The 26,547-nt window shown below is 29.3% G+C and carries 29 protein-coding genes; 8 read left to right on the top strand and 21 right to left on the bottom strand.

Annotated elements, in window-relative coordinates:
- Positions 1–17: 17 nt before the first annotated feature.
- From eutA to KGF41_RS02955, 7 genes are all read right to left on the bottom strand, one after another.
- On the bottom strand, positions 18–1,451 hold the full coding sequence (eutA, locus tag KGF41_RS02985) for an ethanolamine ammonia-lyase reactivating factor EutA (RefSeq protein ID WP_227856348.1): 1,434 nt from the start codon (positions 1,449–1,451) through the stop codon (positions 18–20).
- A 192-nt stretch (positions 1,452–1,643) separates the two neighbouring features.
- Positions 1,644–3,041: a histidine kinase N-terminal domain-containing protein gene (locus KGF41_RS02980; RefSeq protein WP_227828060.1), complete on the bottom strand. Its 1,398-nt coding sequence runs from the start codon at positions 3,039–3,041 to the stop codon at positions 1,644–1,646.
- A complete protein-coding gene (locus tag KGF41_RS02975) occupies positions 3,034–3,609 on the bottom strand; it encodes a response regulator (RefSeq protein WP_227856347.1) in 576 nt (191 codons plus the stop codon). Before KGF41_RS02975 ends, KGF41_RS02980 begins: the two co-directional genes overlap by 8 nt.
- 145 nt (positions 3,610–3,754) lie before the next feature.
- Positions 3,755–4,204: a EutP/PduV family microcompartment system protein gene (locus KGF41_RS02970; RefSeq protein ID WP_227828062.1), complete on the bottom strand. Its 450-nt coding sequence runs from the start codon at positions 4,202–4,204 to the stop codon at positions 3,755–3,757.
- Between the two features lie 7 nt (positions 4,205–4,211).
- Positions 4,212–4,562: a BMC domain-containing protein gene (locus tag KGF41_RS02965; protein WP_227856346.1), complete on the bottom strand. Its 351-nt coding sequence runs from the start codon at positions 4,560–4,562 to the stop codon at positions 4,212–4,214.
- Between the two features lie 241 nt (positions 4,563–4,803).
- Positions 4,804–5,934 carry a 1-propanol dehydrogenase PduQ gene (locus KGF41_RS02960; protein WP_227828063.1) on the bottom strand — a complete coding sequence of 377 codons (1,131 nt, stop codon included), beginning with the start codon at positions 5,932–5,934 and terminating at the stop codon, positions 4,804–4,806.
- Between the two features lie 218 nt (positions 5,935–6,152).
- Positions 6,153–6,329 carry a hypothetical protein gene (locus tag KGF41_RS02955; RefSeq protein WP_227856345.1) on the bottom strand — a complete coding sequence of 59 codons (177 nt, stop codon included), beginning with the start codon at positions 6,327–6,329 and terminating at the stop codon, positions 6,153–6,155.
- Between the two features lie 352 nt (positions 6,330–6,681).
- Here KGF41_RS02955 and KGF41_RS02950 point away from each other — a divergent pair, with 352 nt between their 5' ends.
- The 6 genes from KGF41_RS02950 (at position 6,682) to KGF41_RS02930 (ending at position 11,543) form a co-directional block, all read left to right on the top strand.
- Positions 6,682–8,277: a recombinase family protein gene (locus KGF41_RS02950; protein WP_227856344.1), complete on the top strand. Its 1,596-nt coding sequence runs from the start codon at positions 6,682–6,684 to the stop codon at positions 8,275–8,277.
- 17 nt (positions 8,278–8,294) lie between these two features.
- Complete coding sequence (locus KGF41_RS02945) at positions 8,295–8,486, top strand: hypothetical protein (RefSeq protein ID WP_255287799.1); 192 nt, start codon at positions 8,295–8,297, stop codon at positions 8,484–8,486.
- Positions 8,476–9,276: an ABC transporter permease gene (locus tag KGF41_RS02940; protein WP_227828066.1), complete on the top strand. Its 801-nt coding sequence runs from the start codon at positions 8,476–8,478 to the stop codon at positions 9,274–9,276. Before KGF41_RS02945 ends, KGF41_RS02940 begins: the two co-directional genes overlap by 11 nt.
- 550 nt (positions 9,277–9,826) lie before the next feature.
- Entirely contained in the window at positions 9,827–9,961 is a 135-nt protein-coding gene (locus KGF41_RS20820; RefSeq protein ID WP_009889851.1) for a hypothetical protein, read from the top strand.
- 222 nt (positions 9,962–10,183) lie between these two features.
- Positions 10,184–10,627, top strand: a complete 444-nt coding sequence (locus KGF41_RS02935) for a deoxycytidylate deaminase (protein WP_227850360.1) — start codon at positions 10,184–10,186, stop codon at positions 10,625–10,627.
- Between the two features lie 133 nt (positions 10,628–10,760).
- Positions 10,761–11,543 (top strand): N-acetylmuramoyl-L-alanine amidase, encoded by a 783-nt coding sequence (locus KGF41_RS02930; RefSeq protein ID WP_227850359.1) that lies wholly within the window; start codon positions 10,761–10,763, stop codon positions 11,541–11,543.
- Positions 11,544–11,719: 176 nt separating this feature from the next.
- Here the strand turns inward: KGF41_RS02930 and KGF41_RS02925 are convergent, their stop codons facing one another.
- From KGF41_RS02925 to KGF41_RS02915, 3 genes are all read right to left on the bottom strand, one after another.
- The gene (locus KGF41_RS02925) at positions 11,720–12,073 is read right to left on the bottom strand and encodes a hypothetical protein (RefSeq protein ID WP_227828069.1); all 354 of its coding nucleotides are present in this window, start codon (positions 12,071–12,073) and stop codon (positions 11,720–11,722) included.
- 2 nt (positions 12,074–12,075) lie between these two features.
- The gene (locus KGF41_RS02920; RefSeq protein ID WP_227828070.1) at positions 12,076–12,459 is read right to left on the bottom strand and encodes a YtxH domain-containing protein; all 384 of its coding nucleotides are present in this window, start codon (positions 12,457–12,459) and stop codon (positions 12,076–12,078) included.
- Between the two features lie 380 nt (positions 12,460–12,839).
- Positions 12,840–13,223 carry a PBECR2 nuclease fold domain-containing protein gene (locus KGF41_RS02915; protein ID WP_227828071.1) on the bottom strand — a complete coding sequence of 128 codons (384 nt, stop codon included), beginning with the start codon at positions 13,221–13,223 and terminating at the stop codon, positions 12,840–12,842.
- A 388-nt stretch (positions 13,224–13,611) separates the two neighbouring features.
- On the opposite strand from KGF41_RS02915, the gene KGF41_RS02910 reads away from it, so the two are divergent.
- Entirely contained in the window at positions 13,612–14,100 is a 489-nt protein-coding gene (locus KGF41_RS02910; protein WP_255611304.1) for a prolyl-tRNA synthetase associated domain-containing protein, read from the top strand.
- A gap of 229 nt (positions 14,101–14,329) precedes the next feature.
- Here KGF41_RS02910 and KGF41_RS02905 read toward each other — a convergent pair whose 3' ends face one another.
- The 5 genes from KGF41_RS02905 to KGF41_RS02885 all read right to left on the bottom strand — a co-directional run bounded on the left by KGF41_RS02905 (position 14,330) and on the right by KGF41_RS02885 (position 20,215).
- Complete coding sequence (locus KGF41_RS02905) at positions 14,330–16,876, bottom strand: ABC transporter permease (RefSeq protein WP_227856343.1); 2,547 nt, start codon at positions 16,874–16,876, stop codon at positions 14,330–14,332.
- A gap of 7 nt (positions 16,877–16,883) precedes the next feature.
- Positions 16,884–17,561, bottom strand: coding sequence for an ABC transporter ATP-binding protein (locus tag KGF41_RS02900; RefSeq protein WP_227828072.1), 678 nt, complete (start codon positions 17,559–17,561; stop codon positions 16,884–16,886).
- 82 nt (positions 17,562–17,643) lie between these two features.
- The gene (locus KGF41_RS02895) at positions 17,644–18,633 is read right to left on the bottom strand and encodes a sensor histidine kinase (RefSeq protein WP_227856342.1); all 990 of its coding nucleotides are present in this window, start codon (positions 18,631–18,633) and stop codon (positions 17,644–17,646) included.
- Positions 18,620–19,306 (bottom strand): response regulator transcription factor, encoded by a 687-nt coding sequence (locus tag KGF41_RS02890; protein ID WP_227828074.1) that lies wholly within the window; start codon positions 19,304–19,306, stop codon positions 18,620–18,622. The genes KGF41_RS02895 and KGF41_RS02890 overlap by 14 nt, the downstream gene beginning before the upstream one ends.
- Before the next feature lie 174 nt (positions 19,307–19,480).
- Complete coding sequence (locus KGF41_RS02885; RefSeq protein ID WP_227856341.1) at positions 19,481–20,215, bottom strand: class I SAM-dependent methyltransferase; 735 nt, start codon at positions 20,213–20,215, stop codon at positions 19,481–19,483.
- 376 nt (positions 20,216–20,591) lie between these two features.
- Here KGF41_RS02885 and KGF41_RS02880 point away from each other — a divergent pair, with 376 nt between their 5' ends.
- On the top strand, positions 20,592–21,170 hold the full coding sequence (locus tag KGF41_RS02880) for an ABC transporter substrate-binding protein (protein ID WP_227841167.1): 579 nt from the start codon (positions 20,592–20,594) through the stop codon (positions 21,168–21,170).
- A 134-nt stretch (positions 21,171–21,304) separates the two neighbouring features.
- Here the strand turns inward: KGF41_RS02880 and KGF41_RS02875 are convergent, their stop codons facing one another.
- The 6 genes from KGF41_RS02875 to KGF41_RS02850 all read right to left on the bottom strand — a co-directional run bounded on the left by KGF41_RS02875 (position 21,305) and on the right by KGF41_RS02850 (position 26,461).
- Positions 21,305–22,546 (bottom strand): ABC transporter permease subunit, encoded by a 1,242-nt coding sequence (locus KGF41_RS02875; protein ID WP_227856340.1) that lies wholly within the window; start codon positions 22,544–22,546, stop codon positions 21,305–21,307.
- Positions 22,547–22,566: 20 nt separating this feature from the next.
- Positions 22,567–23,433: an ABC transporter ATP-binding protein gene (locus KGF41_RS02870; protein ID WP_227856339.1), complete on the bottom strand. Its 867-nt coding sequence runs from the start codon at positions 23,431–23,433 to the stop codon at positions 22,567–22,569.
- A 37-nt stretch (positions 23,434–23,470) separates the two neighbouring features.
- On the bottom strand, positions 23,471–24,232 hold the full coding sequence (locus KGF41_RS02865) for a hypothetical protein (RefSeq protein ID WP_227856338.1): 762 nt from the start codon (positions 24,230–24,232) through the stop codon (positions 23,471–23,473).
- On the bottom strand, positions 24,229–24,744 hold the full coding sequence (locus KGF41_RS02860) for an RNA polymerase sigma factor (protein WP_227828080.1): 516 nt from the start codon (positions 24,742–24,744) through the stop codon (positions 24,229–24,231). The genes KGF41_RS02865 and KGF41_RS02860 overlap by 4 nt, the downstream gene beginning before the upstream one ends.
- Before the next feature lie 222 nt (positions 24,745–24,966).
- On the bottom strand, positions 24,967–25,635 hold the full coding sequence (locus tag KGF41_RS02855) for a VanZ family protein (protein ID WP_227828081.1): 669 nt from the start codon (positions 25,633–25,635) through the stop codon (positions 24,967–24,969).
- A 544-nt stretch (positions 25,636–26,179) separates the two neighbouring features.
- Positions 26,180–26,461, bottom strand: coding sequence for a hypothetical protein (locus tag KGF41_RS02850; protein WP_227856337.1), 282 nt, complete (start codon positions 26,459–26,461; stop codon positions 26,180–26,182).
- Positions 26,462–26,547: the final 86 nt, after the last annotated feature.

Raw genomic sequence — 26,547 nt, 5'->3', positions numbered from 1 at the left:
TTACTTACCCCCTTCTATTAATTAAAAACTAATGTTTTTATTACCACAGGTAAAACCTTACCTTCAACTATAGGTTTTCCAATGTCAATATAATCTCCATTTTCAACCTTTACACTATCAATACAAACAATATCTTTTTTATAGTTCAATAATGCATATATTGCTTGACCTAGCACCTTTGCCATATCATTTTCAACGATTACCACAAAAGGCAAATTATTTTCTATAATTTGTTTCATTCCATCTACAAATCCTTTAGCATACTCTTGTATATCTAAAAAAGTAGGATTTTTCTTGCCTATCATAGCTATAGCAACTTTCTGTAAATCATTTTCCAATTTGAACCAGTTAAGTTTATTTTCTATGGCTTGACTAATCTGTTTTGAAGTACCAATCTCTTCATCAACTGATAATTTTAAAACTGGTAAATTTTTAATTGGGAATGACTCACTAGTGTAGGTTATTGTACTTCCACTTACTTCAGTAGTGTGAGAACCTGCACCAACCACTGTTGCTCTTATTGTTTCTATTGATTTGACTACATTTACTTTTTTAAGGTATTCGCAATTTTTTATTGCTTGCCCAAGTAAAATTCCCAAATCACCATATTCAAAATAATTCCTTACTTCTCCATTGTAGTAAATATAATCTGCTACTCCACCTGAGAATGAAACATTTTTAATTTTTTCATCTATACTTATTGACTTATTAGTTATTATAAAATCAAATAAAGGCGTTTGAGATTTTAATCCTATACTTTCCATTAATAAATTAACCATTATATTAACTATTGGTTTTGTATTTTCTATTGTAGCTACAGTTCCTACTTGAAGATTTAAGTTATTATCTTTTATGATTTTATCTATTTTAGGCGAAATATAAGTTATCTTCTTACTTGCTTTATCTACCTTTATAAGCCTTCCACCTATATCCAAACACCCAGTATCAGTTACTTCTCCCCTTTTAAATGAAGCTATGTTACTAGTTCCCCCACCTATGTCTATATTTACAATTGTAGTTGAATGTTCTTTTGAATAAATATGAGCCCCTGCTCCTTTTCCTGATATTATACTTTCTAAATCAGGTCCTGCTGTTGCAACGACAAAGTCTCCAGCAAATCCACTTAAAGTATGAAGTACATCATTTGCATTTTCTTTTCTAGCTGTTTCGCCAGTTATTATTACTGCTCCTGTATGTATATCTACTTTAGATATATTTGCTTTTTTATATTCATTTTCAACTATTTCTTTTATTTGTTGTCCATTTATTTCTTTGTTTGAAATAAGAGGAGTAAAATAAACTTTACTTTTATAAATAATTTCCTTGTCTACTATACTTATCCTAGGTACCGAAAAATTTGATTCAGTATTTTCTACTATTAATTTAGAAAAAATCAATTGAGTAGTACTTGTCCCAATGTCAATACCAACACTTAATAATTCTTCTCTCATTTTCTCACCTCCTAAAATTTAAGTATGTCTTAAACAAGCAAAGAGGCTTAAAGCTATAATAAATATTTGTTAAATCAAATATATTTATAAGTTTTATAAATATATTTGATTAACTTAATCTATTAATAACTTTAAGCCTCTTTGCTCAATTAAAACTACTACCTTGTAGATGAGTTATTATCTAATATTAATTTATGTAGGTATAGTAATTAACACTTCGGTTCCATTTTTACTGCTCTTTCTTTTTATACTTCCTTTTAGCATTTGAGTTATATAACTATCTATTATATATGTTCCTAAACTATTTTTATTTATATTATCACTATCAAATCCAATTCCATCATCTATAATAGCGATATTTCTCAAACCATTATCTTTATTTACTAATATCTGTATATTACCACGTTCTCTATTCTTGAAAGCATGGTCATAACAGTTTTGTAGTACTTCATTTATAACTAAAAGTATGGCTGTTGCTTTTTCTCCACTAATTTTAAAGTCTTCACCTGTTATACATATATCGATATCTTTATTAAACAGATATCCGCCTTGAATATTTGATACTAATAAATTTATACCTTCTAATATAGATATATTATTATCGATTTCCTTAGATAATAAGTAATGAGTTGAAAGAATTGCAAACACTCTATTTGTTATATTATCTAGACATTGTTTAACTTCCTCGTTTTGAGACAATCTACTTTGTTTTTTTATTATAGATATTACTGTGTGAAGATTGTTTTTTACTCTATGATGAGTTTCTCTTATAGCTACTGTTTTTAAAATTAGTTCTTCTTCTTTTCGTTTTAAATCACTTATATCTTGTACTATTTTACAAACCTTAAATTCATCATCTTTGATGTATATGGTTTTTATTTTAAAAAACATATTACCTATTGAAACTTCATTTGTTTCATCATAATTCTCATCTATCAATATATCTTCAAACACCGTATGCTCTATGTATAAATCATTGTAATGCATATCTTGTATATCACATTCAAACCCAATACTTTTATACATGTCAGTTGCAATACGATTTTTAATTTTCAGCTTTCCATTTTTATCAAATATAAGTATAGCAGAATTTAAATTATCAACTAAAAAGTCATTATTTTCTATCAATTTTATAAACTGATGTGAATTTTTATTTTCTTCATCTTCGTTAGTGTCAAACTCATTTTTAACTTCACTACTTATATCTTTTTCAACTATTAATACTGCTAGAATTTTGTCATCCAATGTTATTGGTTGAATATTCTGTTTAACCAGTTTATATTCTTGTGTTAAAGCCTTAATATCTCGTGCTCTTTCTCCAGTCTTTAAGCACTTTATAACTCCTGGTTCATTTTCAATTAGAGCTTTTTTTCCTATAACATTTTCACAGTATAATGACTTTTCTTTAGGTCTACCATGTGCCACCACAATTGCTTCATCATCACATTTACTTAATACATCTATAAAAACATCAGCCTCATAAAAGTTAGCCATTAAATCTAAGGATTTTGATACTTCTATAATTTTTTCAATTTCATTTTTATTTAAGTATGTTTGTGTAATTGCTATTTTTTTTATCGTATTAATCATCGTACCCTATTATAATCATTTTAGCAATTTCCATCATTGAAGTTCTTTTATCCATACTTAATTTTCTTATTATATTGTATGCTTCATCCTCAGAAACTTTAAACTCTCTTATAAGTATACCTTTTGCTCTTTCTATTAACTTTCTTTCATTTAATTTAGAATTTACTTTCTCTAAATCTTTTTTCATTCTTTCAAATTCATTTACTTTATTTAAACACATTTCTATAGTTGGTATAAGTGATTTTTCACTTGCTGTCTTTACTAAATATCCATAAGCACCTATACTTTTAGCTTTTTCTATGTATTCTTTATCTTCAAATGAAGTTAATAAAAGTACTCCACCTGCTAGATTTTCCTTACATATTATTTTACCTGCCTTTATACCATCAAGAATTGGCATTTCTATATCCATTATAACTAAATCAGGCTTATGTTTTTTACAAATTTCAACAGCTTCAAACCCATCGCATGCTTCTCCTATTATTTCATAACCATTATTTTCTAGGACATCTTTTATATCCATCCTTAACAGTGGTTCATCATCAACCAATAGTATTTTTTTCCCCATGTTCCTACCTCACTTAAAGATTAAATCTTCTTAAAATAGTTTTATATATATTTTTATGTTTTTATAAAATGCTAAATTTATATTTTATTTAACTCTCTGTTTAATTTAATTCTATCATATTTTTGAGTTAAAAAAATATTTTCCCCTAAATTTCGTCTATTTTTTTAGATTTTTCTAGATATTCAAACAATTTTTCAAGTCCTATACCATCAATTGTATCTATTTTAAATATTTGACTTGCTCCTGCTAGTGATAATCGTTCATAAGCTATATTAATTTCATCTTCAGTAGACATATTTATTTTGGTTATAATTCCTATTACATCTTTACAAAACATACTTGCAAATCCTGGTGCTATATAATTTTCTTCTTGTGTAGCATCATATACTATTGCTATAATTTTTGCATCTACAGATGTTGTTATCAATGCATTGTACAAGCTTCTATTTTCCATATATTCACCTGGAGTGTCTATTGCATCATTGTAAAGTTCTACTGATTGGGTTTTCTTGTATTTCAATTCCAATTGGTCTAGTTTTTGGCACAAAGTGGTTTTACCACTTCCTGTTTTTCCCATAAAAATTATATTTTTCATTGTATTATTATGTCCTTGTTATTTTAGTAGATGAGAAGTTCAACATATTTCCTAAAATTTCTAAAACATCATTTAATGCTGATTCTACAGAACTTACATCACCTGATATTACTACAGAACCACTAAATCTATCTATAAACCCCAAAGATACATTTGAAGATTTTGTAGCAACATCTGCTGCTATTATTGATGCTTCACTTGGTGTTATTGTGAGTATTCCTATCGCATCTTTTTTATCAAGCACTAATCCTAATTTCTTATATATATCTTCATTAGGATTGGCTATTATATGTGCCAATGTAACCTGTTTTCCAGGAACATATTCTTGAATAACTCTTTGCTTAGATTCTTCAGCCAAATTTATTCCCTGCTTTCTTTAAGTATAGTTTATTAAAAAATTACTTGCTAAAAATAAAAGGAGCTCCATAAGAATAATATTAATATTCCTAAGAAGCTCCATTGCTTTTTTACTAAAATATCACACCTTTGTGATACCTTTATTATAGTTTTCTGCTTTATATTTGTCAATATATAATTTATATTTTTAAAAACATTTTCCCTATTTGTATAATATTATGTTTACATGTAATAAAATGTAGTTATTTAATATTATTTAATATGTTTATTATATCCTCTTCAGTTGGTACCTTAGGGTTGGTTAATGTACAAGTATCTTTTATGGCAAGCCTTGCTATTTCTCTCTCTTCATTAATTATATCTTCTAGACTTAATTTACACTGTGTCAATTTAGTTGGCATATTCATTTCTTTTTGCAGTTTCTTTATTTCATTTACTAAGTTTTTAACAGCTATTCTTATATTACCATTACCAAACCCTACTAATTCTGCTATTTGTGCATATTTTATAGCTGTATCTGAGTAAGCTATGTTGGTATATCCTATTATTGATGAATTATATTCTATAACATGTGGAAGTAATATTGAGTTTGTTCTTCCATGTGGTATATGAAATTTTCCGCCTAATACATGCGCTATAGAATGATTTATACCAAGTGATGTTTGGTTAAATGCCATACCTGCTAAACAAGATGCATTGTGCATTTTTTCTCTAGCTTCTATATCATTTCCATCTTTGTATGCTTTTAATAAATACTTAAATACTAATTTTATAGCTTTTTCAGCAAGTGCATCAGAAAAATCATTAGCATTTGTGGATACATAAGCCTCTATTGCATGTGTTAATACATCTATACCTGTATCTGCTGTTATAAAATTTGGTACAGTTTTTACAAGTTCTGGGTCTAGTATTGCCATATTTGGAAGTAAATCATCACTTACTAATGGATATTTACACCCTTTTTGATTATCTGTTATTACAGAAAATGATGTTACTTCTGAACCTGTTCCACTTGTTGTTGGTATTGCTATAAATTCTATATCATTAGCATTTAATATTTTTTTAGAAAAATCCATTATAGATTTTGCAGCATCTATAGCAGAACCTCCTCCTAATGCTATTATTATATCTGGATTCATAGATTTAAATTTTTCTACTCCTGCTACTATTGTTTCTATTGGTGGGTCTGGTACTATTTCTTCAAAAACTTGATATGTTGAATTTATTAAGTTAAATGTTATTTTATCTATTGTTTTTGATTTAACCATAAATGGGTCTGTTATTATTAATACATGTTTATCTTTTAATTCTTGTAGTGCTTTTAATGCTCCTTCTCCAAATTTTATTTTGGTTTTAATTTCAAAGTTATTCAAATTTATCTCCTCCTTAAATTCAATGCACAAAAAAGCTCCATAGATAAAATCTATGGAGCTCCTTTGCTCTTTTAACACTTCATTGTGTTATATTAAAATATACTATTTGATTAATCTAATGTCAAGTTAATAGTATATAAAATACATCTAGATATTTTCTCATTTGTATATCTCTTTTTTATATTTAATCTTTAATTTTCTAAATCAATAATCGAAATTTATGCATCAGTTTTATTTACTTTTAAGTCTTCTTCTAAAGTATTAAAAGCTTTATCCAAAACTTCTTTAGAATATTTTTTGCTTACTATATTTACAAACCATCTAGCTTTAGCCATTTCTATTTCATTAAGTTTAGCCTCATCTTTAGGAAAAATCTCTATAACTTTGATTTCCATACACAAACCTCCTACAAAGTTTTTGCTATAAGGCTTAATTTTAAAAATTCTTCCTTATAAAATCATTTAGATTATAACTTTTTATATTAGTTTATGAAGTTATAGATTTGTCCTGATACAACTAAGTACTAAATTTAATGTATCTGCTGATTATTTACTAGATTTTTCGTGATATAGAAGTAAAATCTAAGAGACTGATAAAACTGATTTAGAATTTAAAAAGCAAAGAAATAAAAGAAATAAATAGTCATATATTATAAAGAATAGATTTATGATATTGTTAAAAGTTATGGTATTTTTTTAGCATTGAATACAATATAAATAACTACCTAACTTATAGGAGGTTTTAATTTTGAAAGCTGCAATTTATTCAAGAAAATCAAAGTTTACTGGTAAAGGTGAATCTATAGAAAATCAAATACAACTATGTATGGACTATGCTAAGTCTGTTGGTATAAAAGATTTTTTAATATATGAAGATGAAGGCTTTAGCGGTGGTAATATAGATAGACCTCAATTTAAGAAAATGATGCAAGATGCGAAAGCAAAAAAGTTTGATTATCTTGTGTGCTATAGATTAGATAGAATATCAAGAAATGTATCTGACTTCTCTACTTTAATAGAAAAACTAAATAAACTAGATATATCTTTTATATCTATCAAAGAGCAATTTGACACTTCTACCCCAATGGGAAGAGCTATGATGTTTATATCTAGTGTATTTGCACAGCTTGAAAGAGAAACAATAGCTGAACGTATAAAAGATAATATGTATGAACTTGCTCGTACTGGAAGATGGCTAGGTGGCAAAACTCCTCATGGATTTAGCAGTAAAAAGATTAAATACTTAGATGAAAACCTAAAAGAAAGAAGCATGTATCAGTTAGAAGTTAGTGATGGTGAAATGGAAGTTGTTAAAATAGTTTATGCTAAGTATCTAGAACTTAGGTCTCTATCTCAATTATACAAATATGTTTATCACAATGGAATAAAGGGTCCTCGTGGTGGTAAATTTGACCCTAGTTCATTATCTGGTATACTTAGAAGTCCTGCTTATGTGAAAGCTAATGATGATGTTGTAGAATATCTTAGAAATAACAATATGGAAGTTATCGGTACTCCTGATAATGAATGTGGAATACTTACTTATGCTAAAAATACATCTACACCTATAGCAGCTATTGCTAAACATAAAGGAATTATAGATTCTACTACTTGGCTTGAAGTTCAAGGTTTACTTGATGCTAATCGTGATAAGAGTCCAAGAACTGCTACTGGTAAAGTTGCTTTATTATCAGGACTTTTAAAATGTTCTAAGTGTGGTTCTAATATGAGAATTACTTATAAAGGTAAACGAACTGATGAAGAATTAAAGTATTATTATGTATGTGGTACTAAAAAGAATCTCGGTATTGATGCCTGTAATTGTAAAAATCTTAATGGGCCTTTAGTTGAAGATATTATTATTGAAAGAATTAAACATTGTAATGTCGAATCTATTATAGATGTTTTTCATGAAAATAAGATTAAAGTTGATGATGTATCAAATAGCGTTAAAAATGAGATTGATTTATTTAGGAATTCTATTGAGGATAAGGAAAAGAGCATTGGGAATTTGGTTATGGAGCTTGCTAAAAATACTGGTAGTGTTGCTTCTGATTATATTATCTCTCAGATTGAAAGTTTAAATAATGAAATTGAAGAATTAAGGATTAGGTTTAGAAACTTAGAAGATAAAAGTGTTGATATTAAAAATGCCAGTGTTAATTTAGATATTGTTGTTAGTAATTTAGAAAAGTTTAATGATATGGTTGATAATGCTAATCTGGATAATAAGAAGTTATTGCTTTCTACTCTTGTTGATTCTATAGTTTGGGATAGTTCTAGTGGTACTCTTAGTATTGTTTATATGGGTGCTGACATGGATGACTTAGTTTCTGTTGTCTGATAGGTCGCACTTCTGTAGTGATGGCAGAAGCAATAAGCATATCAGATAAAGTTGCAATACTATCTAAAAGACCAGCTACTATAAAAAATATTTATGACATTGAACTTAATATGGATGGAACAAAAACGCCTCTCAAAACACGTAAAGTTCCCGATTTTCAAAAGTATTTCGACATATTATGGAAGGAGCTAGATACACATGAGGCTTAATAAAAGATCTGAAGGATATATAAACTATATTAAAGGTGTAAAAAGAGAAAAAAGAAATGTATTATTTTATCAACTATTAATTTTAATTGGTTTTATTATAATTTGGGAGATTTTAGCTGATTTAAATGTTATAAATACTTTTCTATTCAGTAAACCAAGTGATATTTACAATTTGTTTATTCAATATGCATCTAGTGGCCAACTATTTAAACATATTGGAGTATCTGTATATGAAACAGTTCTTGGTCTTGTTATAGGAACTGTTTTAGGTATTCTAGTAGCAATTGCTCTTTGGTGGTCAGAAAAATTATCAAAAATATTAGACCCATTTTTGGTAGTTTTAAATGCTCTTCCTAAGACTGCTTTAGCTCCTATAATTATAGTTTGGGTTGGTGCTGGAATAGAAGGAATTGTAGTAACAGCTGTAACTATTTCTGTTGTTGTTACCATACTTTCAGCCTATAATTACTTTATTAATATAGATGAAGAAAAAATTAAGATGTTAAAGAGCTTTGGAGCTAGCAAATCACAAATCCTATTTAAACTTATATTACCTGCAAATACAGGAAATTTAATAAACTTAACTAAGATTAATATTGGTATGGCTTGGGTAGGTGTTATAGTAGGAGAATTTTTGGTATCAAGATATGGAATAGGATACTTGATAGTTTATGGTAGTCAAGTATTTAAGCTAGATTTGGTAATGATGGGTGTATTTGTATTAGCTATTTGTGCATGGGCAATGTATGCTGTAGTCAACATTATCGAAAAAATATACAATTCTAGATAAATAAAAAATCTTATTTAGTAAATTTAATCATCCTAGTATTTATACTATAGGATAGTTTTTTAGAAGCACTTTAATTGTACAATCAAAAAATTATAACTGTATAACTTTAATATTTGAAACTGTAGGAATATTTGTGAGAAATATAAAACAAATTTACCTACAGTTTTTAGTGTATAAAATCAGTAAAACAAGTTAGATTTTTACTGATTTTATTACATAAATCCAATAGCACAATTCATCTTTCTATAATATCTGGAAATGTGTCATACAATATTATTTTTTATTGAGTATATTATAAAGTAATAGAACAATTAAAATACCGATTACCCTATTTTGCAACCTACACAATTGTATATGAAAGACAAAAAATAATTACTATCAAATTCATAATTTTAAGGCTTAATGCATATAATTATATGTCGGTTAAAGGCGTATGAAAATAAAAGGAATTCATAAGTTATATGTTGTATAGATATTGTAGATGTAATATGTAAGAAATTTCAGCACTATTTATATTCTATACAAAAAGATATTTGAAGGGAGATTGAAAATGGGAATATTAGAAGGAGCTGCAATGATAAGAGAAATTGCAATTAAAATAGCTAAAGAAAAAGGTATTACAGAACAAAAGGCATGGCCTGAAGCTGTAAAAGAGTTTAAAGAAAAATATGAACTTGTATTATAAATTTTGATTATAAAAAACTGTCTTGATTTGATTAAGACAGTTTTCATATTTTATGATGAAATTTTTATAAAAAAGTTTAATGTAATAGAATTTAATTATTAAAAAAATAATTTGAAGTTTATTTTATATTTTATACTTTTATCTATAAAATAAATTTGTTTTTAATGCTATTTTTAAGGTATAAATCTTATATATTAAATATAAGATTTGGAGGTATTTAGTTTGGAAAATAAACTTGAAAATAGATGTTCATGGCAAGAGTATTTTATGAGATTATGTGAGACAGTAGCTGAAAGAGGTACTTGTGATAGAGCTTATGTGGGTGCAATAATCGTCAATTCAGAAAATAGAATCGTATCTACTGGATATAATGGTAGCATATCTGGAGATAAGCACTGTAGTGAAGTTGGTCACGAGATGAGAGATGGACATTGTATCAGGACCATTCACGCTGAACAAAATGCACTTTATTATTGTGCAAAAGAAGGTATACCAGTTAAAGATTGTTCTATTTATGTAACTCATTTTCCTTGTTTAAATTGTACTAAGGCTATAATTCAATCTGGAATTAAACATATCTACTATAAAACTGGATATAGGATGGATGAATATGCCTTGAGATTATTACAATCAAGCAATGTGTTATATACAAAACTGCAATTTTAATACTTACTACCTATTATTCTATAATTTTACAAAATATTTTATATTAGATAATTAAAGTATAAAAAGAAACAAAATTTTAAATAGCACATATATTAAATAGAAGTTAAATTTAATCATAAAGGAGATGTATAATTTGAAGGTAGTAGTAATACCAGGGCACACTTTAACTGGAAAAGGCACAGGAGCTGTTGGATATATAAACGAAGGTAAAGAAACAAGAATAATAAGTGACTTAGTAGTTAAATGGCTTAAATTAGGCGGGGCTACTGTTTATACAGGAAGGGTTGATAAGTCAGATAATCATTTAGCTGACCAATGTGCTATAGCAAATAAGCAAGAAACTGATTTAGCTGTTCAAATTCATTTTAATGCAAATGTCATAACTTCAGTTCCAGAAGGTACAGAAACAATATATAAAAGCAATAATGGAAAGACATATGCAGAAAAAGTAAATTCTAAATTAGCTACGGTATTTAAAAATAGGGGTGCAAAGGCTGATGTTAGAGGTCTTTATTGGCTTAATCACACTAACTCAACAGCAATATTAATAGAAGTATGCTTTGTAGATAGTAAAGTAGATACAGATTACTATGTTAATAATAAAGATAAAGTTGCTAAATTAATAGCAGAAGGAATATTAAATAAATCTATATCAAATTCTCAAGGGGGAGATAAAGTGTATGAAAATGTAATAGTTTATAAGGGTGACGCTGATAAAGTTGCTGCTCAAATTTTATACTGGCAATTGAAAGATGCTTTAGTAGTAGAAGCATCTAGCTATAAACAAGGCTTAGGCAAAAAAGTTTATGTTGTAGGTGGAGAAGCTAATAATCTTGTAAAAGGTGATGTAATAATAAATGGTGCTGATAGATATGAAACTGTAAAATTAGCATTAAGACAAATAGGTAAATTATAAAATAAATAATATTTAAATATTGTTTATTTTACAAAAAATATAATAAAAAGATGTATCTACTTATTATGTTTATTCATCAATAGATACATCTTTATTTATTCATACTTTATAAAATATTTTCTAAAAAATTAGTTTAGTAAGGTTTTAAATTTACAGAAATACTAAAGCTTATAGTATTAATATTTTTTATCTGAAAAAACATTTTTAATTATAGTTAATATATCAACTATGACATCCATGTTTGATTTAACACTATCTTTAGTAACAAGAAAGTCTGCTGTAACTTCAGTAACAGCTTCTGTTACATCTTTCATATTCTCGCCTACTTCTCCAAAACTATCTACAACACTAGGAAGATTATTTAAAGTTGTATTTATATTTTGAGTATTTTCATTTAATACATTTCCAACATTGTTTAAAATCTTATGTAATTTAGCAAGTACAATAATTAAATAAATTAAAGCGATACACCCAAGTATAGCTAATAATACATATATTATACTAATATTAATTGTTATTGTGTTATTCATTATTATTCCTCAGTGGCACTTACTGGCTCAATAATGTCTATTACTCTATCTTCCTCGCTAGAATCTTCAACTCGTTTTTTATTATCTATATAATTTCTTATTTTTTGCTTTGATTCAATGAAATTTCCTTTTCTGTCTTCTAATTTTTCAGATATTTTACCTTTTGCATCCACTGTTTTCATGTTTATTTTATCAGCAATTTGTTGAGATGCATCCTTTATATCCTCTCTTGTTTCTTTTCCTGATTTAGGTGCTAGTAATACTCCTCCAACTGCACCAGTAACAGCTCCTAATACGACACCAGCTGTTGCAATTTTAGCTTGTTTGGCTTTTTCAGCTCTTTGTTTAGCTTTTCTTTTATCTTCTATTTTTTTTGATAAACTCATATCCAATCGCTCCTTATTATAATATTTCTACATATTATAATACATTTTTTTCCATAATGATATAGTTTCTAACTAAATTTTTAAAAACTAATAAAAAATTCTTTCTAGTATTTCTTTTGTGCTAAATATCTCCATATTTTTTCACCCTTTTAAATAAATTAATTTTAAAAAACAAAAAGAGAGGAATTAATCCTCTCTTTTAAATTTAATTAGACTTGGCAGGGCGGCGTATCCTGCATCTCTATTAACTACTCTATAAGTAGCGTATTGGGTGCCTTTTCCAACCTCAAATCTAATTAATAAATATTTACATATATATTTATATTATAAGCTATTTGACAATATTTTTCAATGCTTTAGGAAAAATTAATAATATTATGTTAACCATCATATTGTAATACTCTTCCACTACTAATTCTACTTTCTAATTTTGCTTCTTTTATGGCATATAATGAAGAGACATATAGATATCCTTTTTTTGTATCTAGTTCTGTAGCAACTAATATATAATTATCAAGTTTTTTTACAAATTCTACACTTTTACCAGGTTTTTTAGGATGACTTCCTATATACTCAGGAGATTTGAGCACTGTTTTTATAGTTTCTAGTATATCGTTAAAAATGTCTTTACTTAATTGACCTCTATGTTTTTTCTTTATATGTTTTATAACACCAGAAGAAGCATAAATTTTACCAGTATATTTAATTCCAGCGAGTTCAGCTAATTCTTCATCTATGATTCCAACAACTTTGTCTGTAGACATATAAAGCACATTCCTTTCTAAGATAATTTACTGCTAAAATTATTAAATTTAAATATCTATATTTAAAGTATAGTTTATTCCAAAAAGAAAAGATAGTATAATATAGTTTTTTCATATCTGACTTTATATAACCTCTTTTTATATGATTTATAAATGGTAACTAAGTCTCTATTTTCAAATTATTTTTGGAAAATTTTTAATTTTTAAAGCTTATATTATATATATATAATTTTTTACTTGAAAATATATATATTCTGAATTATTATAATAGTAAGAATTAAAATGAAATTAGGCAAAACTAGGGAAATCTAGTAACGCAAAGCTATAGGGGCTAAAATTTGATAATATTATTTTTATATATCAAATAAATTACCAATAGGAGGAAATTATGAACGCTCAACAAGAAGTATATAAAAAATTGGATGAATTAAATATATCTTATGAAATTGTAAATCATCCTGCAGTCTATACAATTGATGAAATGGAACAATTAAAAACACTACAAATGGAGTTTGTTGTAAAAAATTTATTCCTTCGCGATTCTAAGGGTAAAGAGCACTTTTTAGTTGTCTTAGGTAAGGATAAAAAAGCAGATTTAAAGGATATACGCCAAAAAATTGATAGTAAACCTCTTAGTTTTGCTTCTGAAGAAAGACTTGAAAAATATCTAAAACTTACTAAGGGAGCTGTAACACCTTTTGGTATATTAAATGATACCGATGCTATTGTAAAAATTGTATTTGATAAAGATTTATTAAAAATGGATAAAATAGGTATACATCCAAATGACAATACTGCTACTGTATTTTTAAAGTTTGAAGATTTAAAAAAGCTTATAGAAGAAAATGGAAATGAAATATACTATGTAGAAGTATAAGTTTATTATTTTACATATAATAAAAAATAGATAAAGGGGATGTCTCAAAATAAAAATTTGAATTATCTCCTTTTTTATACAAAAAATAGAAAGGGGGTTCATAAGAACCCCTAATCTAATTCACATTACTTCTATATTATGAATTCTGTATTTTCAATGTCTAAATCGCCTTTCGGAACGATTGTGAATCATTTGAACTCAATCACACAGATGTTTCTTTAATTTTCTATTAAGTCATATCATCCCTAAGTGCATCAATAATATTTTCTCTTTTTATCTTACTAATGGCATACAACATTGTAATGAACACTATAAAGAGAACGACAAATACGCTGATTCCGATGCTGGCCCATGGAAGTACAAAATCTATATCATCCGTGACCATTCCTTTATGAATTAGCCAGGAAGAAATTACCGCTATAGGAAGTCCAAAGAGCAGAGCCCTCATTCCATAAAAGGCACACTCAAAATTCATCATCTTCTGGAAATCGCGTTCAGACATTCCCACAGAGCGAAGCATGGCAAGCTCACGACGGCGCAGCTTAATATTTGTGGAAATTGTGTTGAACACATTGGCGACTGCAATCAGTGAGATCATAATGATAAAAGTATAGGCGAACACGTTGGCAATGAAGATGTAATTGCGGTTTTCGTCCATCATTCCATACATATTGTACAGGTTGTACTCGGCTGTAATCCCCTCACTCTCGATGATTTTCTCTATTTCTGCAACTGACTGAGTGGGATTCTTTGATTGAAAGCTCAGACTTTTAATTCCTGTAGAAGCATTTGGAGTCTCAAACGCATCTTTGACAGAATAAGGTGCCAGCACTCTGAAGGAGGCTTTTCTCATCTTGGAGTTTCTGATGCCTGGGGGAGAATCTGGTGGCACGGTTTTGACAAACGTAATGTTTACGTTTTGTCTCTTGGACACCTTTGAATCGTCATTGGTTTCAGGAGTAAGGTCAACATTCGTAGAAGAATTTGTGAAGATATCAATAGTATGGTCATCCTCCACCATCATGGAAACGGCAATCATTTTTGCATTTTGCCCAGTATATTCTTCTTTTGGCAACCCCAAATCTTTGATAATATTGAGATAAGTACTGTCATCAAGAAACTGTATATCTACTGGCATATCAACCGTTTCATGTGGCGAATGTGAACCCTCATAGTTCAAGTAATCATCTGTAAGTTCACTTACTTTAACAACGCATGAATAGGTCATAAGTTCTTGATACAAGCCTTCGTAAACACCATTGGCAGTCTTCAGTTTATCGTAAAGCTGTAGCATTTTGCTGTCATTCATATCCTGCGTGGAAAAAATGATGTCCTGGTCAGTAACCTCTGACGCCTGATTTGAAACCCGTTTCAGATCTGCTACCAAAGCACTAGTTGATATGAACAGCACTATGCTTAAAACAAGCGACAACACAATGCTACGATAGCGTTTCTTGTTTCTTTTAAAATTTTTCAGTGCAAGAGTTCCCTCCAGACCGTAAATACGCTGTGCGAGCTTTGATATTTTCACGGCTTTGGATTCGATTTTTACCTCGTTCGTCTGGCGAATACACTCCATCACTGGTTTGCTAGCGGCCTTTCTGGCCGGAATATAAGCCGAGATTAAGATGGTAACCATGCTGACCACTGCCGCAACGACGATTGCGGGGATGGACAACGTCAAGGTCAAAGAGACGTTGGTGTAGAGAACATTTGCAAAATTTTTTGCGATAACAGAAATCACAAGCCCAATACTGACTATACCAACCGCAACACCAATCGGTATTCCAACAGCACCAATGCAAAGACCCTCAAACAGCACCGAATTACGTAGCTGCTTTGCTGTTGCTCCAACAGATGAAAGGATTCCGAACTGCTGTGTGCGTTCGTTCAACGACATGTTAAACGAATTATAGATTAGAAAAATCGAGCCGAGCATGATTATGGCGACTACAATACCCCCAACTGAGTACAAAAGCATATTGAACAAGTTGTTGTCGGAAATGCCCATAAAACGCAACACATTATCATTTAAAACGTAAGCATGGTCTCCAGTGCTTCTTGTATAGGAATGAACCTGATGTGGATTTTTCAACGTGACAAACAGGCTGAGGCTGTCCGATTTGACTTGTGCATCCGCTTTGGTTATCAATGTGTATCCTGGTGCGGAAGATTCCTCAAATACAGGCTTTCGGTAGGTACCAACAACTGTATAGCTTCTCTCGCCTTGTGACACAAGAGTTTCATCCCCAGCAGTATATGGATCACTCTGACTAAGCTTCTTATTTCCATTCATACGGTTTACCACGGGCAAGGAAATAGTGTCACCCACCGCGAATTTGACGCCACCGTCTGTTGCAACTTTCCCAGAAACAAGAATCTCACCACTGTTTTCAGGTAATCTTCCAGAAATCAAAGTTATAGGCAAAGTATCAAAGGCTTCTTTGCTGAATCCGGCTATAAAAAGATATGGCTTGCTCGGATTTCTGTTGCCATCAAGCGTTGCATAGCCAATATTTTCAAATGTTGCGGTATTTGCAACTTCATCGTTTCCTGTCTGTTCCTGTACGAAAGAGGGATTAACGTCCAAAAACTCGACATGCCAATCGCCATACTTCTCAATCGAGCCATTTACCATATAGTTTTGCAGGGAAATGGCAAGTGTAGCAACTGCTGTAATCATGGCAGCAGACAGAACAACTCCGATAACCGTTACAATCGTTCGTGTGCGTCTCTTTTTCATGTTTTGCAGAGCAACTTTGTTGAAAATGTTCATGACCTATCTACCTCCTCTCATCTCGTGTCACTTTGCCATCTGATATGCAGATAATGCGGTCTGCTTGCAAGGCTATATTTTCGTCATGTGTGACGATGATAAGGGTTTGACGATATTTTTTATTACTTAATCTCAGTAGATTGATAATTTCATGACCATTTCGGCTATCCAAACTGCCTGTGGGTTCGTCAGCAAGCATGACCGCTGGAGCGTTCATCAAAGCACGTCCTATGGAAACTCGCTGTTGCTGACCTCCAGAAAGCTGATTGGGTAAATGTGTTTTACGGTCTTTTAGCCCAAGCAGATTCATCAAGTCATTCAAGCGTTCCTCGTTGACCTTTCGCTTGTCCATCAGTATAGGTAAAGTGATGTTTTCCACAACATTCAGAGTGGGAATGAGGTTGTGAAACTGGTAAATCAGACCGACTTGTCGTCTGCGGAAAATGGCTAGCTTTTCATTGCTTTGGGCGTATACATCCTGCCCGTCCAAATACACCTTTCCGCTTGTTGGTACGTCCACTCCACCGATGATGTGAAGCAATGTAGATTTTCCAGAGCCAGATGAACCTATGATTGCGGTAAACTCCCCCTTTTCTATTGTAAGTGAAACATTGTCAAGTGCAGTAACTTGGTTCTCGCCCTTGCCGTAGACCTTGCATAGATTTTCAATTTTTAAGAACTCCATTATGTAAGTCTCCTTTCTTATGGTTTACCCATATAATATAACTTTCAACTTACATCTCTGTGACTTTCAGGTGAGAGATTAGTCACTTTGGGAAACGAATGACAAATATCGCGCCACCTTGTTGGTGATTTTTTGCGGTAATCGTCCCCCCCTGACGTGTTATAATTATCTTACAGAGAGCCAATCCAATTCCATATCCTGTGGCTTCTGAGTTTTTCCCACGATAAAACCTGTCAAACAAGTAGGGTAAATCTTCTTTTTCAAAGCCTGCTCCACTGTCATGGATAGCAATCTCAGTAAACAGTGGGTTGTCCTCACAAACAATCTCAATCTTCCCACTATCACCTGCACTTTCTATGCAATTTTTGAGAATATTTTGAATTGCTTCCGAAAGCCAACCTGAATCGCCCTGAATAATCATTCCTTTAGGCACGTCTATTTGCAAAGCAATGTTATGCAGTTCAATTGGGATTAGAAATGGTCGAAGTGAGTTGCATATCAAGTTGTTCACATCTATCTGCTCGCTTTGGAAAACTACAATACCTGCGTCCAAGCGAGATAATTTCAATAGGGAAGTAATCAGCCAATCCATCTGTACAAATAATTCCTCTGTTTCCCGCACTAATGCTTTTCGTTGATTTTCATCAAGGTTATTTGATAGCAATGACAGAATAATGTTCGCAGATGTGAGAGGTGTGCGGAGTTGGTGGGCTATGTCAGCTAACGAATCGGCAAGATGTTCTTTTTCTTTTTTTAGCGCATCATTTTGTTCCCGAATACACAGCGTCATTTTTGTTATCTCGCTGTGCAGAATGGAAAGTTCGCCTTCATCCGATTCACCAATATACAGATGGTCATCATTATGAAGCACAAGATCGATTTGATTTGAAATCTGTGCAATGCTTTCATATCGAGCTTTGGTAAAAGCGAAAAACGCTATGCCAAAAGCAGTAACAGAAGCAATGGCAAGGATTCCCGCAGCCATATTTATTGCAAATCCAAGTGTTACAGTGGTGACAGCCATTAAAGAGAATAAAATGGCAAACTTCTTAAACTCTCTATTCCGAAGCATAACCGCCCCCCAATCTATATCCTGTACCACGAACGGTCAGAATTATTTGTGGGTTTGCTGGGTCACTCTCTATCTTCTCCCTCAAGCGCTTTATGTACACAGTCAATGTATTATCATTGACAAACTCACCCGCCGCGTCCCATAATTCGTCAAGTAGCCTGCTTCTTGTAATAATACTTTTTGGGTTACTGATAAACACCAACAACAAGCGGTACTCTAAAGCTGAAAGAAAAACCTCATTTCCATTTTTTTTCACGACACCACTTGCCATATCTACATGAAGTCCACAGATTTCAAAAGCCGATTCTGAACGTCCGCTTTTTCGTAGGGCAGTTCCAATTCGCGCAATCAATTCACGCGGACGAAAAGGCTTGGTTATATAGTCATCTGCCCCTATATTCAGTCCAGTAACAACACTCGCCTCATCGCCTGAAGCTGTCAGAAAGATAACGGGAACATCTTGCATTTCTTTAATTTCCGTGCAAACTGTAAAGCCATTTCCATCAGGCAAGGAAATATCAATCAATGCCAAGTCAAACTTATTACTGGCAAGTGTGGCAATAGCTTCACCTCGCGTAGGAGCGTGGGTAACTGTAAATCCCTCTGATTGTAGCAAAAGCATAAGATTTTTAGCAATTGCCTTATCATCCTCAACCAAAAATATTCGTTTCATTTATTTTCACCATCCTTTAGTTTATACTACTATGTAGTCTGTTAGCTGAAACAAACCACATATTCCTCATTTTTTTGCCCACTTAATCCGCATAGCAGAGCAACGGCAGATTACCATCCAGGTTTGCTCCAATTTGCCCATAATCACTTGCAACCAAAATTCCACTATTTTTTATTACTTTTTCCTTGCAGAAACAAGTAACATCATAGGTCTACGTAATTCATCTTTCATTTCAGCAATTGTATTTAATAATTTCTCTTCTGGTTGAGGTTCAATGATTTCTAATATCTCAAATCCAGCTTTAACTAAAGTATTTAGATAAGTAGTTAATGTTTTATGATATTTTATAACTTCTTCACCTAAAAAATTTGATTTTCGAAGTCCCTCTGTAAAATAGTTATCTACCGGCCAGTGTAAATTGTTTCCATCTTTATCACAGTACCATTCTTGAGTTCCATATGCAGTGAATATAGGATGTTCAACCGAAAATACAAAATCTCCTCCGCTTGAAAGACAATTACTTATATTTTTACATATCTCTTCAAATGATTGAATATAATGAAAAGCCAAAGAACTAATTACTACATTAAAACAATCTTTTGGGAAATCTATATCTTCAATAGGCATACATATGTATTTTATATTATCAGATTTTGTTTTATTTCTTGCTTCTTTTAGCATCTTTTCTGAAATATCAATTCCAATAGCAGACTCTGCACCATTTTCAACTGCATATTGACAGTGCCACCCAAAACCGCACCCTAAATCTAATACTCTTTTTCCCTCGAAATCAGGTAACATTTTTTTTAGAGTGTGCCATTCTCCAGCACCTTCAAGCCCTTTTTTAGAGCGGTCCATATTACTGTATTTGCCAAAAAATTCATCATTGTCATATTTATTTTGTTTCATTTAATTTCCTCCATTTTAACTGTACTTGTTTAAATATATTCGTTAGAGTATAAAATGTAAACTTTCACTACCTTACATAAAAATATTTTTAAATTTATAGAATTAAATTATTGTTTATATGGATTAATTTAATATCTATTATTAATAAACTTTATGCCTATATAATTTATATAAAAATATTACTGTTTTAATTTTATATCTTAATTTACAAATAATCAATACAATCTATTTAATATAGTTGATTACTTGAAAATCAAACATAAAAATTATTTTTAAATCTTGTAGAAATAAATTCTATATATATGTATTTTTGTAACAACTACAATAAATATTTAATATTATATATTATTCGGATGTCTTATAGGAGGTATTTATTATGTTTAAAAAAATAATCGCAATTGCAAGTTCTATTGTTATGAGTACAATATGCTTAACTGGATGTGATTTTAACTCTAACGATAAAAATGATAACTCTGCTTCAGCTAAAGATTTAGATAAAGTAACTATTGCAGAAGTTACTCATTCTGTTTTTTATGCTCCACAATATGCTGCTATTACAAAAGGATTCTTTGAGGATGAAGGAATAAAGGTTGACCTTATAAATACTCAAGGTGCGGATAAAACTATGGCAGCTTTAATTTCAGGTGAAGCAAATGTAGGCTTAATGGGTCCTGAAGCTTCCATATATGTATATAATCAAAACAAAAACGATTATGCTGTAAACTTTGCTCAATTAACTAAAAGAGATGGGAGTTTCTTAGTTGCTAGAGAAAAAATGCCTAATTTCTCCTACGATGATTTGAAAGGTAAAGAAATATTAGGTGGTAGAAAAGGTGGAGTTCCATTAATGACTTTTGAATATGTTTTAAAAGACAAAGGGCTTACTATTGGAGAAAATTTAAAAGCAGGCAATGTTAATGTAAGAACTGATGTACAAAAATCAGTCTATTTATAACTGTGATTTATAGCATCTAAAATACATATTATATAATTATTACTAAGTTTAATTTCAATATAATCTAAAAAAGATATAAATGAAGAATTCTTCGTTTATATCTTTTTTATGTTATTATTTTTATATTATGTATTTTAACTAACTTGATGTTTTCTAAAGTTATTCTTAATAAAAGGTAAAATAATAATTGATAATATTAAACCTGTAAAAATAATCATTGTAGGTAAATCTATTATTAAGCTTCCAAATCTGTAGTTTATATACTCAGAAAATGAGAATGAAATAGCATTTGATGGCAAAATTCGAAGAATCTGATTATATAGCCAATTTGTCTCACTATATTTTAAGAACAGTGGTATAAATAGTAGCGCTATATCTGTAATTAAAACAGGAAAAGGCGATTTCATGCAAGAGGATAATAAAAGTGTAAATCCAATTAATGCTATTAATATCATATAGATAACCAAAATACTCAATAAAGTTGCCTGTAAAAATGTAACTGGGTATGGTGTTGAGCTTACAGTAAGTTGTAATGGTAAATTCCATCCATCTACTCCAAAAGACAATAGAAGAATTCCAATAGATATAATTGTATTTATTGTAAAAACAATTGTACCAAATAGAAAGGAACTTATTATTTTAGCTGTTATAACTTTTGTTTTTCCATATTTAGAAGACAATATCACTGAATCAGTGCCTGATTGATATTCTCCTGAAAATACAGAAGCTATACTTATACATATAGCTAACATAGTAAAAATTAGTAGGTCTCTACCCAGTAAAAAATAATTCCATCCTTCATAATATCCATTTAAATAGGGTTCATTTATTTTCTTATTCTTAGATAACCAAAACTCTTTTTCTTTTTGTGTATAATTTCCATCTGAATATTCACTATTTAATATTGTATTTACCTTTTCATTTCTAAACTTATAAAAATTAGTTCTATTTTTTAATGATATTGATTGAAGTATCATAGAATTAATATCATTTGGTTCACTATATGATTCTGTTATAAAGTTATAAAAAGTTTTATTTGGGTAAAAGAATCTCAAATAAACATCTTGTTTAAAATTTGAAAAACCATTTTCATCTTTTACAATATTATTTGGATTATTAAATATCTTTTGATATTTTCTGATTGAGTTTTCTACTTTTTTATCTGTTATGTATCCCTCGTTTAATTTAGATTGTTGTTTTCCAAGTTCAATAGCTTGTAGACCTCTATACTCTTTTCCATTATCATCATAAGATTTTTCTTTAAGTGGCATTAAGGCAAAAAGAAATATACTTAAAACCAAACTTCCTAAAATAACTGCTATTGTAGATTTTCTTCTTATTATCTTTTTTAATTCAAATTTAATTAATGTAGACATATTTATCACCTCACACACATTTATAGTACTTCATTAAAACAATATAAATATAAATCTTCTAATGTTGGCCTTATATTACATGCATTATCATGTGGCTTTGTATTACTTATAATTCTAAGAGTGGCAACACCTCCAGAGTGATGAATATTTGCTAAACAATATTTACCAGTCATATAATCTACTTCATTTTTATTAACCACACATTTCCATACTTTATCTTCTATTTTCGATGTTACTGCTTCTACTGAGCCCTCCAAAATGAGATTTCCTTTTTTCAGTATTAAAATTTTATCTGCAATATGTTCTACATCAGATACAATATGAGTAGATAAAATTACAATCTTTTCCTTAGAAAATTCTGAAATCAAATTACGAAAACGGACTCTTTCTTTTGGGTCCAAACCTGCTGTTGGTTCATCTAGTATTAAAATTTTAGGGTCATTAAGTAACGTTTGAGCAAATCCAAGTCTTTGTTTCATACCACCAGAAAATGTTCTTATTTTTTTATTAACTACACCTGATAATCCAACCATCTCTAATAATTCTTGTGATTTTTCTTTTGCGTAGCTAGGAATTAACCCTTTTAATGAAGCTATATATAACATAAACTCTTTTGCAGTAAAGTCTGGATAATATCCAAAGTCTTGAGGAAGATATCCAATCATATCTCTAAAATCTTCTCCCATATCTAAATTATTTTTACCATCTACCTTCACTTCTCCAGAAGTTGGGATTAATACCCCACAAATCATTCTTATAAGAGTTGTTTTTCCTGCTCCATTTTCTCCCAAGAATCCATATATACCTTCATTTAGCTTGAATTCTATCCTATCTACTATAATTTTGTTATCATATTGTTTTGTTAGACGTTCTAAACTCAGTTCCATACAATTCCTCCTAATACTGTATATTGTTATTTATTATTTAAATGATAATGTTTTCAAATGAACAAAGATGTTTCCACGTTTTTTTTATTTCATATATTAATATTACTGATGTTACTAAAAAAATAATTAACCATTGGTCTATTGCTTCAAATTGATATATACTATTTTTGAAAGTACCAAGCATAAATATTAACAAGACAAGAGATATACCATAAATCATACAATAGTAATTTGTATACTTACCTTTATTTCTATTTATAATTTCTAAGCATCCAATACACATTAAGTTAAAAGGTACTAATATATAAATTATTATATACAAGATATTGATATCAATTATTTGTTTTGCTAGTAATAAGATAACGCACATAAATAATAAATCGCTTACTCCAAAAACAATCATTCTAGTAGCAATAATTTTATGTAATGTATTTTTTGTTGAAAATTCTATTTCCAATACACTATTATTATATACTTTTGCTATCTCCTCTATATTGGTCAATATAAAAAGTGGAGCTGCTACAGAAATCAAGGCTAACATCTCATAAAATGAGTTATTATCTCTTGATGTATTGAATAGCAATACACATATTGTACATAACACTAGAAATTGCATAATCCAAGTTCTTTTTCGTATAAAACCAATTTGAGACATAAAAAAATCTATACTATTCATTCTTTTATCAGTATTACTAAATGTTATTTTATGTATGGTTTCAATAGTCTTTTCAAAAGCTGAAGCTTCATATTTAGGAACTGTATACTCCATTAAGCTTTTTTTAATTTTTTTCTTGTTCATAGTTTACCTCCTTCCATATATGTTTCTAATTTTTTTAAGGCCATATTTATCCTATACTTTGTAACAGATACACTTGAATTCATAATCTTAGCAATATCCTTAAATTTTAAATCATGATAATACCGCAAAATTACTACTTCAAATTCTACTTCTGGCAATTTAGTCAAAGCTTCTTTTACAAATATTTTGTTTTCTATATCTACTAATTCTTGCTTAGACTCCTCTTTGTCTAGTGACTCTAAATAGATGGGTTGTTTTTTCTTCCAAAAATCCTTACACTTATTTCTAGCAATAACATATAAATAATTTTCAAATTTACCATAATGTTTATAATTACTTATATTTTTTATAACTGTTACAAATACATCTTGAGTCAAGTCCTGTGCAGTCATTTGATTATCTACATGGCGATAACAATAACAATAGACGCTATTATAATGTTTTTCAATTAAAGTATCAAACAATTCTTTTTTACCTGCTTTTATCTGTGCTATAATCCTAGCATCACTCACTATTATCACCTCCGTCACTATATATAACGATTTAAATTAAAGAAAAGTCAGTATTAAAAAATTTAATTTATTATTTTACATTTAAAAACAAAGGTAATCTTTAAGTAACTTTGCACCTTTAGATAATACCTTATTTATTCTTTATTTTATTTATCATCAAATTTTTATAGATAACTATTTTAAATTTAAATATAATATATAAAACTAAGCATTGACTATAATTTAATTATCCTCTCTTAAAGTATCGTGTTTATAACTTTTAATATCATCCTCAAGAACCTCTTTTGAGTTACTATTTAATTCCTTATTTATGTATATCTTGTCTATAAAATATTTAAGCTTTCCTCGATAAGACAATTTAAATATAATGTATGCAATAAAACCACCTAAAGTATTCATTATCAAATCATCTATATCTACAGCCCTTAACTGTGAAACTATAGATAAGCAGTTCATGATTAATTGAATAATTTCTATTGATAATGATATTAAAAAGGTAACTGCAATTGCCTTTTTAATATTTCTTACACTTGATTTTATTAAACATAGATATAATGTAAATGGGAACAACAACAAGGTGTTTCCAACTAAATTATTTTTTAGAAGATTTATATTTTTATATTCACCCTCTAAAAAATCTTTAAATGGTAATAGATTTATATTCATTTTTTCATAAATAGTAAATCCCGAAAAATAGCTTTCATTTGTATCTATTGGCAAGATAACTAAACTTATTAATATAAATAAATAAAGAACAAATAGATTAACAATTATTTCTTTCAAAAAAATATACTTTTCCTTATTCTTATACTTATTTATAAGTGAAATTACTCTAACTATTACCCATATTGGTAATCCATACACAAATAACTCCATTATATCAAATTTCATAATCTTCCTCCTTAGTATTTTGTAAATTGAAAACTTCAAGTAATTTTATCCTTATAAATTTGATTTATATAGTATAAATTACTTTTACTATCTTATATAACGATTTAAAGCTTCAAAAAGTCAGTATTAAAAAAATACTTTCTAATATTTATCAACAATGATTTGAAATTTATATACTGTCCAAAAAAATAAAAGCTATCTCCAAACATTTCACAAACTTAGAGAAAGCTTTTATTTTTAATAAATATATTTGATTTTCAATATTAAATATTGTAATGAAGGTATGTTATTATGATAAAAATAATTTAAGGTACAGTTTATATAAAGTCTATCTTTTATTTAAAAGTATAAATGTATCGTACATCAGTAATTTTTTTATCCATAATCTCAATAGTATGTACATCATTATTATAATAAAATTATCATATATAATCAAAGTCTCAATAAGTATATTATTAATTAAAGATTTATTATAAATTAAATTTTGTAGTTTTAATATTAAGTTTTTAAAGATATTTGTCCTACTTTATTTCATAAAGAAGTGCTAATTACTAGCAACTTCTTTACTTGAGTTTTGTACTTTTAATTGTCTATCCATCATTATTTTTTCTATTGCTTCATATATTATATCATCTTTATCCCGTTTTTCTTCTACTGTAAACTTTCTTCCTAGGATTGTTTCAGGAGATACTACATGGCATACAGTATTTCCATGTAGTACTGTCATGGATATTTTATAACCATTACCGTCTGTTGGAACATCTACATCATCAACAAGGTATGTTATAGTAGTTGTACCATCCAAATCTTTTTCTATCTTTGGCATGCAAATCCCCTCCCTTTTTACATTTTATGTATATTAAAAATTGTCCTATTCTCAATTAATATTTATAAATACTTGATTAGTATAAA

The sequence above is a fragment of the Clostridioides sp. ZZV14-6150 genome (assembly GCF_020657875.1).
In the GTDB taxonomy this organism is placed as follows: Bacteria; Bacillota; Clostridia; order Peptostreptococcales; family Peptostreptococcaceae; genus Clostridioides.
Note: the sequence above shows the minus strand (reverse complement) of the source record. Positions and strands in the feature narration are given on the sequence as shown.

What these genes read in the sequence shown, in the direction of transcription:
- KGF41_RS02915 (WP_227828071.1), bottom strand. Translation starts at nt 13,223, where the DNA reads ATGTCTACAGACAAAGTTGTTGGAATCATAGATGAAGAATTAGCTGAA.
- KGF41_RS20820 (WP_009889851.1), top strand. Translation starts at nt 9,827, where the DNA reads ATGGGAATATTAGAAGGAGCTGCAATGATAAGAGAAATTGCAATTAAA.
- KGF41_RS02900 (WP_227828072.1), bottom strand. Translation starts at nt 17,561, where the DNA reads ATGGAGTTCTTAAAAATTGAAAATCTATGCAAGGTCTACGGCAAGGGC.
- KGF41_RS02885 (WP_227856341.1), bottom strand. Translation starts at nt 20,215, where the DNA reads ATGAAACAAAATAAATATGACAATGATGAATTTTTTGGCAAATACAGT.
- KGF41_RS02890 (WP_227828074.1), bottom strand. Translation starts at nt 19,306, where the DNA reads ATGAAACGAATATTTTTGGTTGAGGATGATAAGGCAATTGCTAAAAAT.
- KGF41_RS02970 (WP_227828062.1), bottom strand. Translation starts at nt 4,204, where the DNA reads ATGAAAAATATAATTTTTATGGGAAAAACAGGAAGTGGTAAAACCACT.
- KGF41_RS02920 (WP_227828070.1), bottom strand. Translation starts at nt 12,459, where the DNA reads ATGAGTTTATCAAAAAAAATAGAAGATAAAAGAAAAGCTAAACAAAGA.
- eutA (WP_227856348.1), bottom strand. Translation starts at nt 1,451, where the DNA reads ATGAGAGAAGAATTATTAAGTGTTGGTATTGACATTGGGACAAGTACT.
- KGF41_RS02895 (WP_227856342.1), bottom strand. Translation starts at nt 18,633, where the DNA reads ATGCTTCGGAATAGAGAGTTTAAGAAGTTTGCCATTTTATTCTCTTTA.
- KGF41_RS02910 (WP_255611304.1), top strand. Translation starts at nt 13,612, where the DNA reads ATGAACGCTCAACAAGAAGTATATAAAAAATTGGATGAATTAAATATA.
- KGF41_RS02975 (WP_227856347.1), bottom strand. Translation starts at nt 3,609, where the DNA reads ATGGGGAAAAAAATACTATTGGTTGATGATGAACCACTGTTAAGGATG.
- KGF41_RS02855 (WP_227828081.1), bottom strand. Translation starts at nt 25,635, where the DNA reads ATGAAATTTGATATAATGGAGTTATTTGTGTATGGATTACCAATATGG.
- KGF41_RS02880 (WP_227841167.1), top strand. Translation starts at nt 20,592, where the DNA reads ATGTTTAAAAAAATAATCGCAATTGCAAGTTCTATTGTTATGAGTACA.
- KGF41_RS02905 (WP_227856343.1), bottom strand. Translation starts at nt 16,876, where the DNA reads ATGAACATTTTCAACAAAGTTGCTCTGCAAAACATGAAAAAGAGACGC.
- KGF41_RS02865 (WP_227856338.1), bottom strand. Translation starts at nt 24,232, where the DNA reads ATGAACAAGAAAAAAATTAAAAAAAGCTTAATGGAGTATACAGTTCCT.
- KGF41_RS02850 (WP_227856337.1), bottom strand. Translation starts at nt 26,461, where the DNA reads ATGCCAAAGATAGAAAAAGATTTGGATGGTACAACTACTATAACATAC.
- KGF41_RS02940 (WP_227828066.1), top strand. Translation starts at nt 8,476, where the DNA reads ATGAGGCTTAATAAAAGATCTGAAGGATATATAAACTATATTAAAGGT.
- KGF41_RS02870 (WP_227856339.1), bottom strand. Translation starts at nt 23,433, where the DNA reads ATGGAACTGAGTTTAGAACGTCTAACAAAACAATATGATAACAAAATT.
- KGF41_RS02875 (WP_227856340.1), bottom strand. Translation starts at nt 22,546, where the DNA reads ATGTCTACATTAATTAAATTTGAATTAAAAAAGATAATAAGAAGAAAA.
- KGF41_RS02980 (WP_227828060.1), bottom strand. Translation starts at nt 3,041, where the DNA reads ATGATTAATACGATAAAAAAAATAGCAATTACACAAACATACTTAAAT.
- KGF41_RS02925 (WP_227828069.1), bottom strand. Translation starts at nt 12,073, where the DNA reads ATGAATAACACAATAACAATTAATATTAGTATAATATATGTATTATTA.
- KGF41_RS02955 (WP_227856345.1), bottom strand. Translation starts at nt 6,329, where the DNA reads ATGGAAATCAAAGTTATAGAGATTTTTCCTAAAGATGAGGCTAAACTT.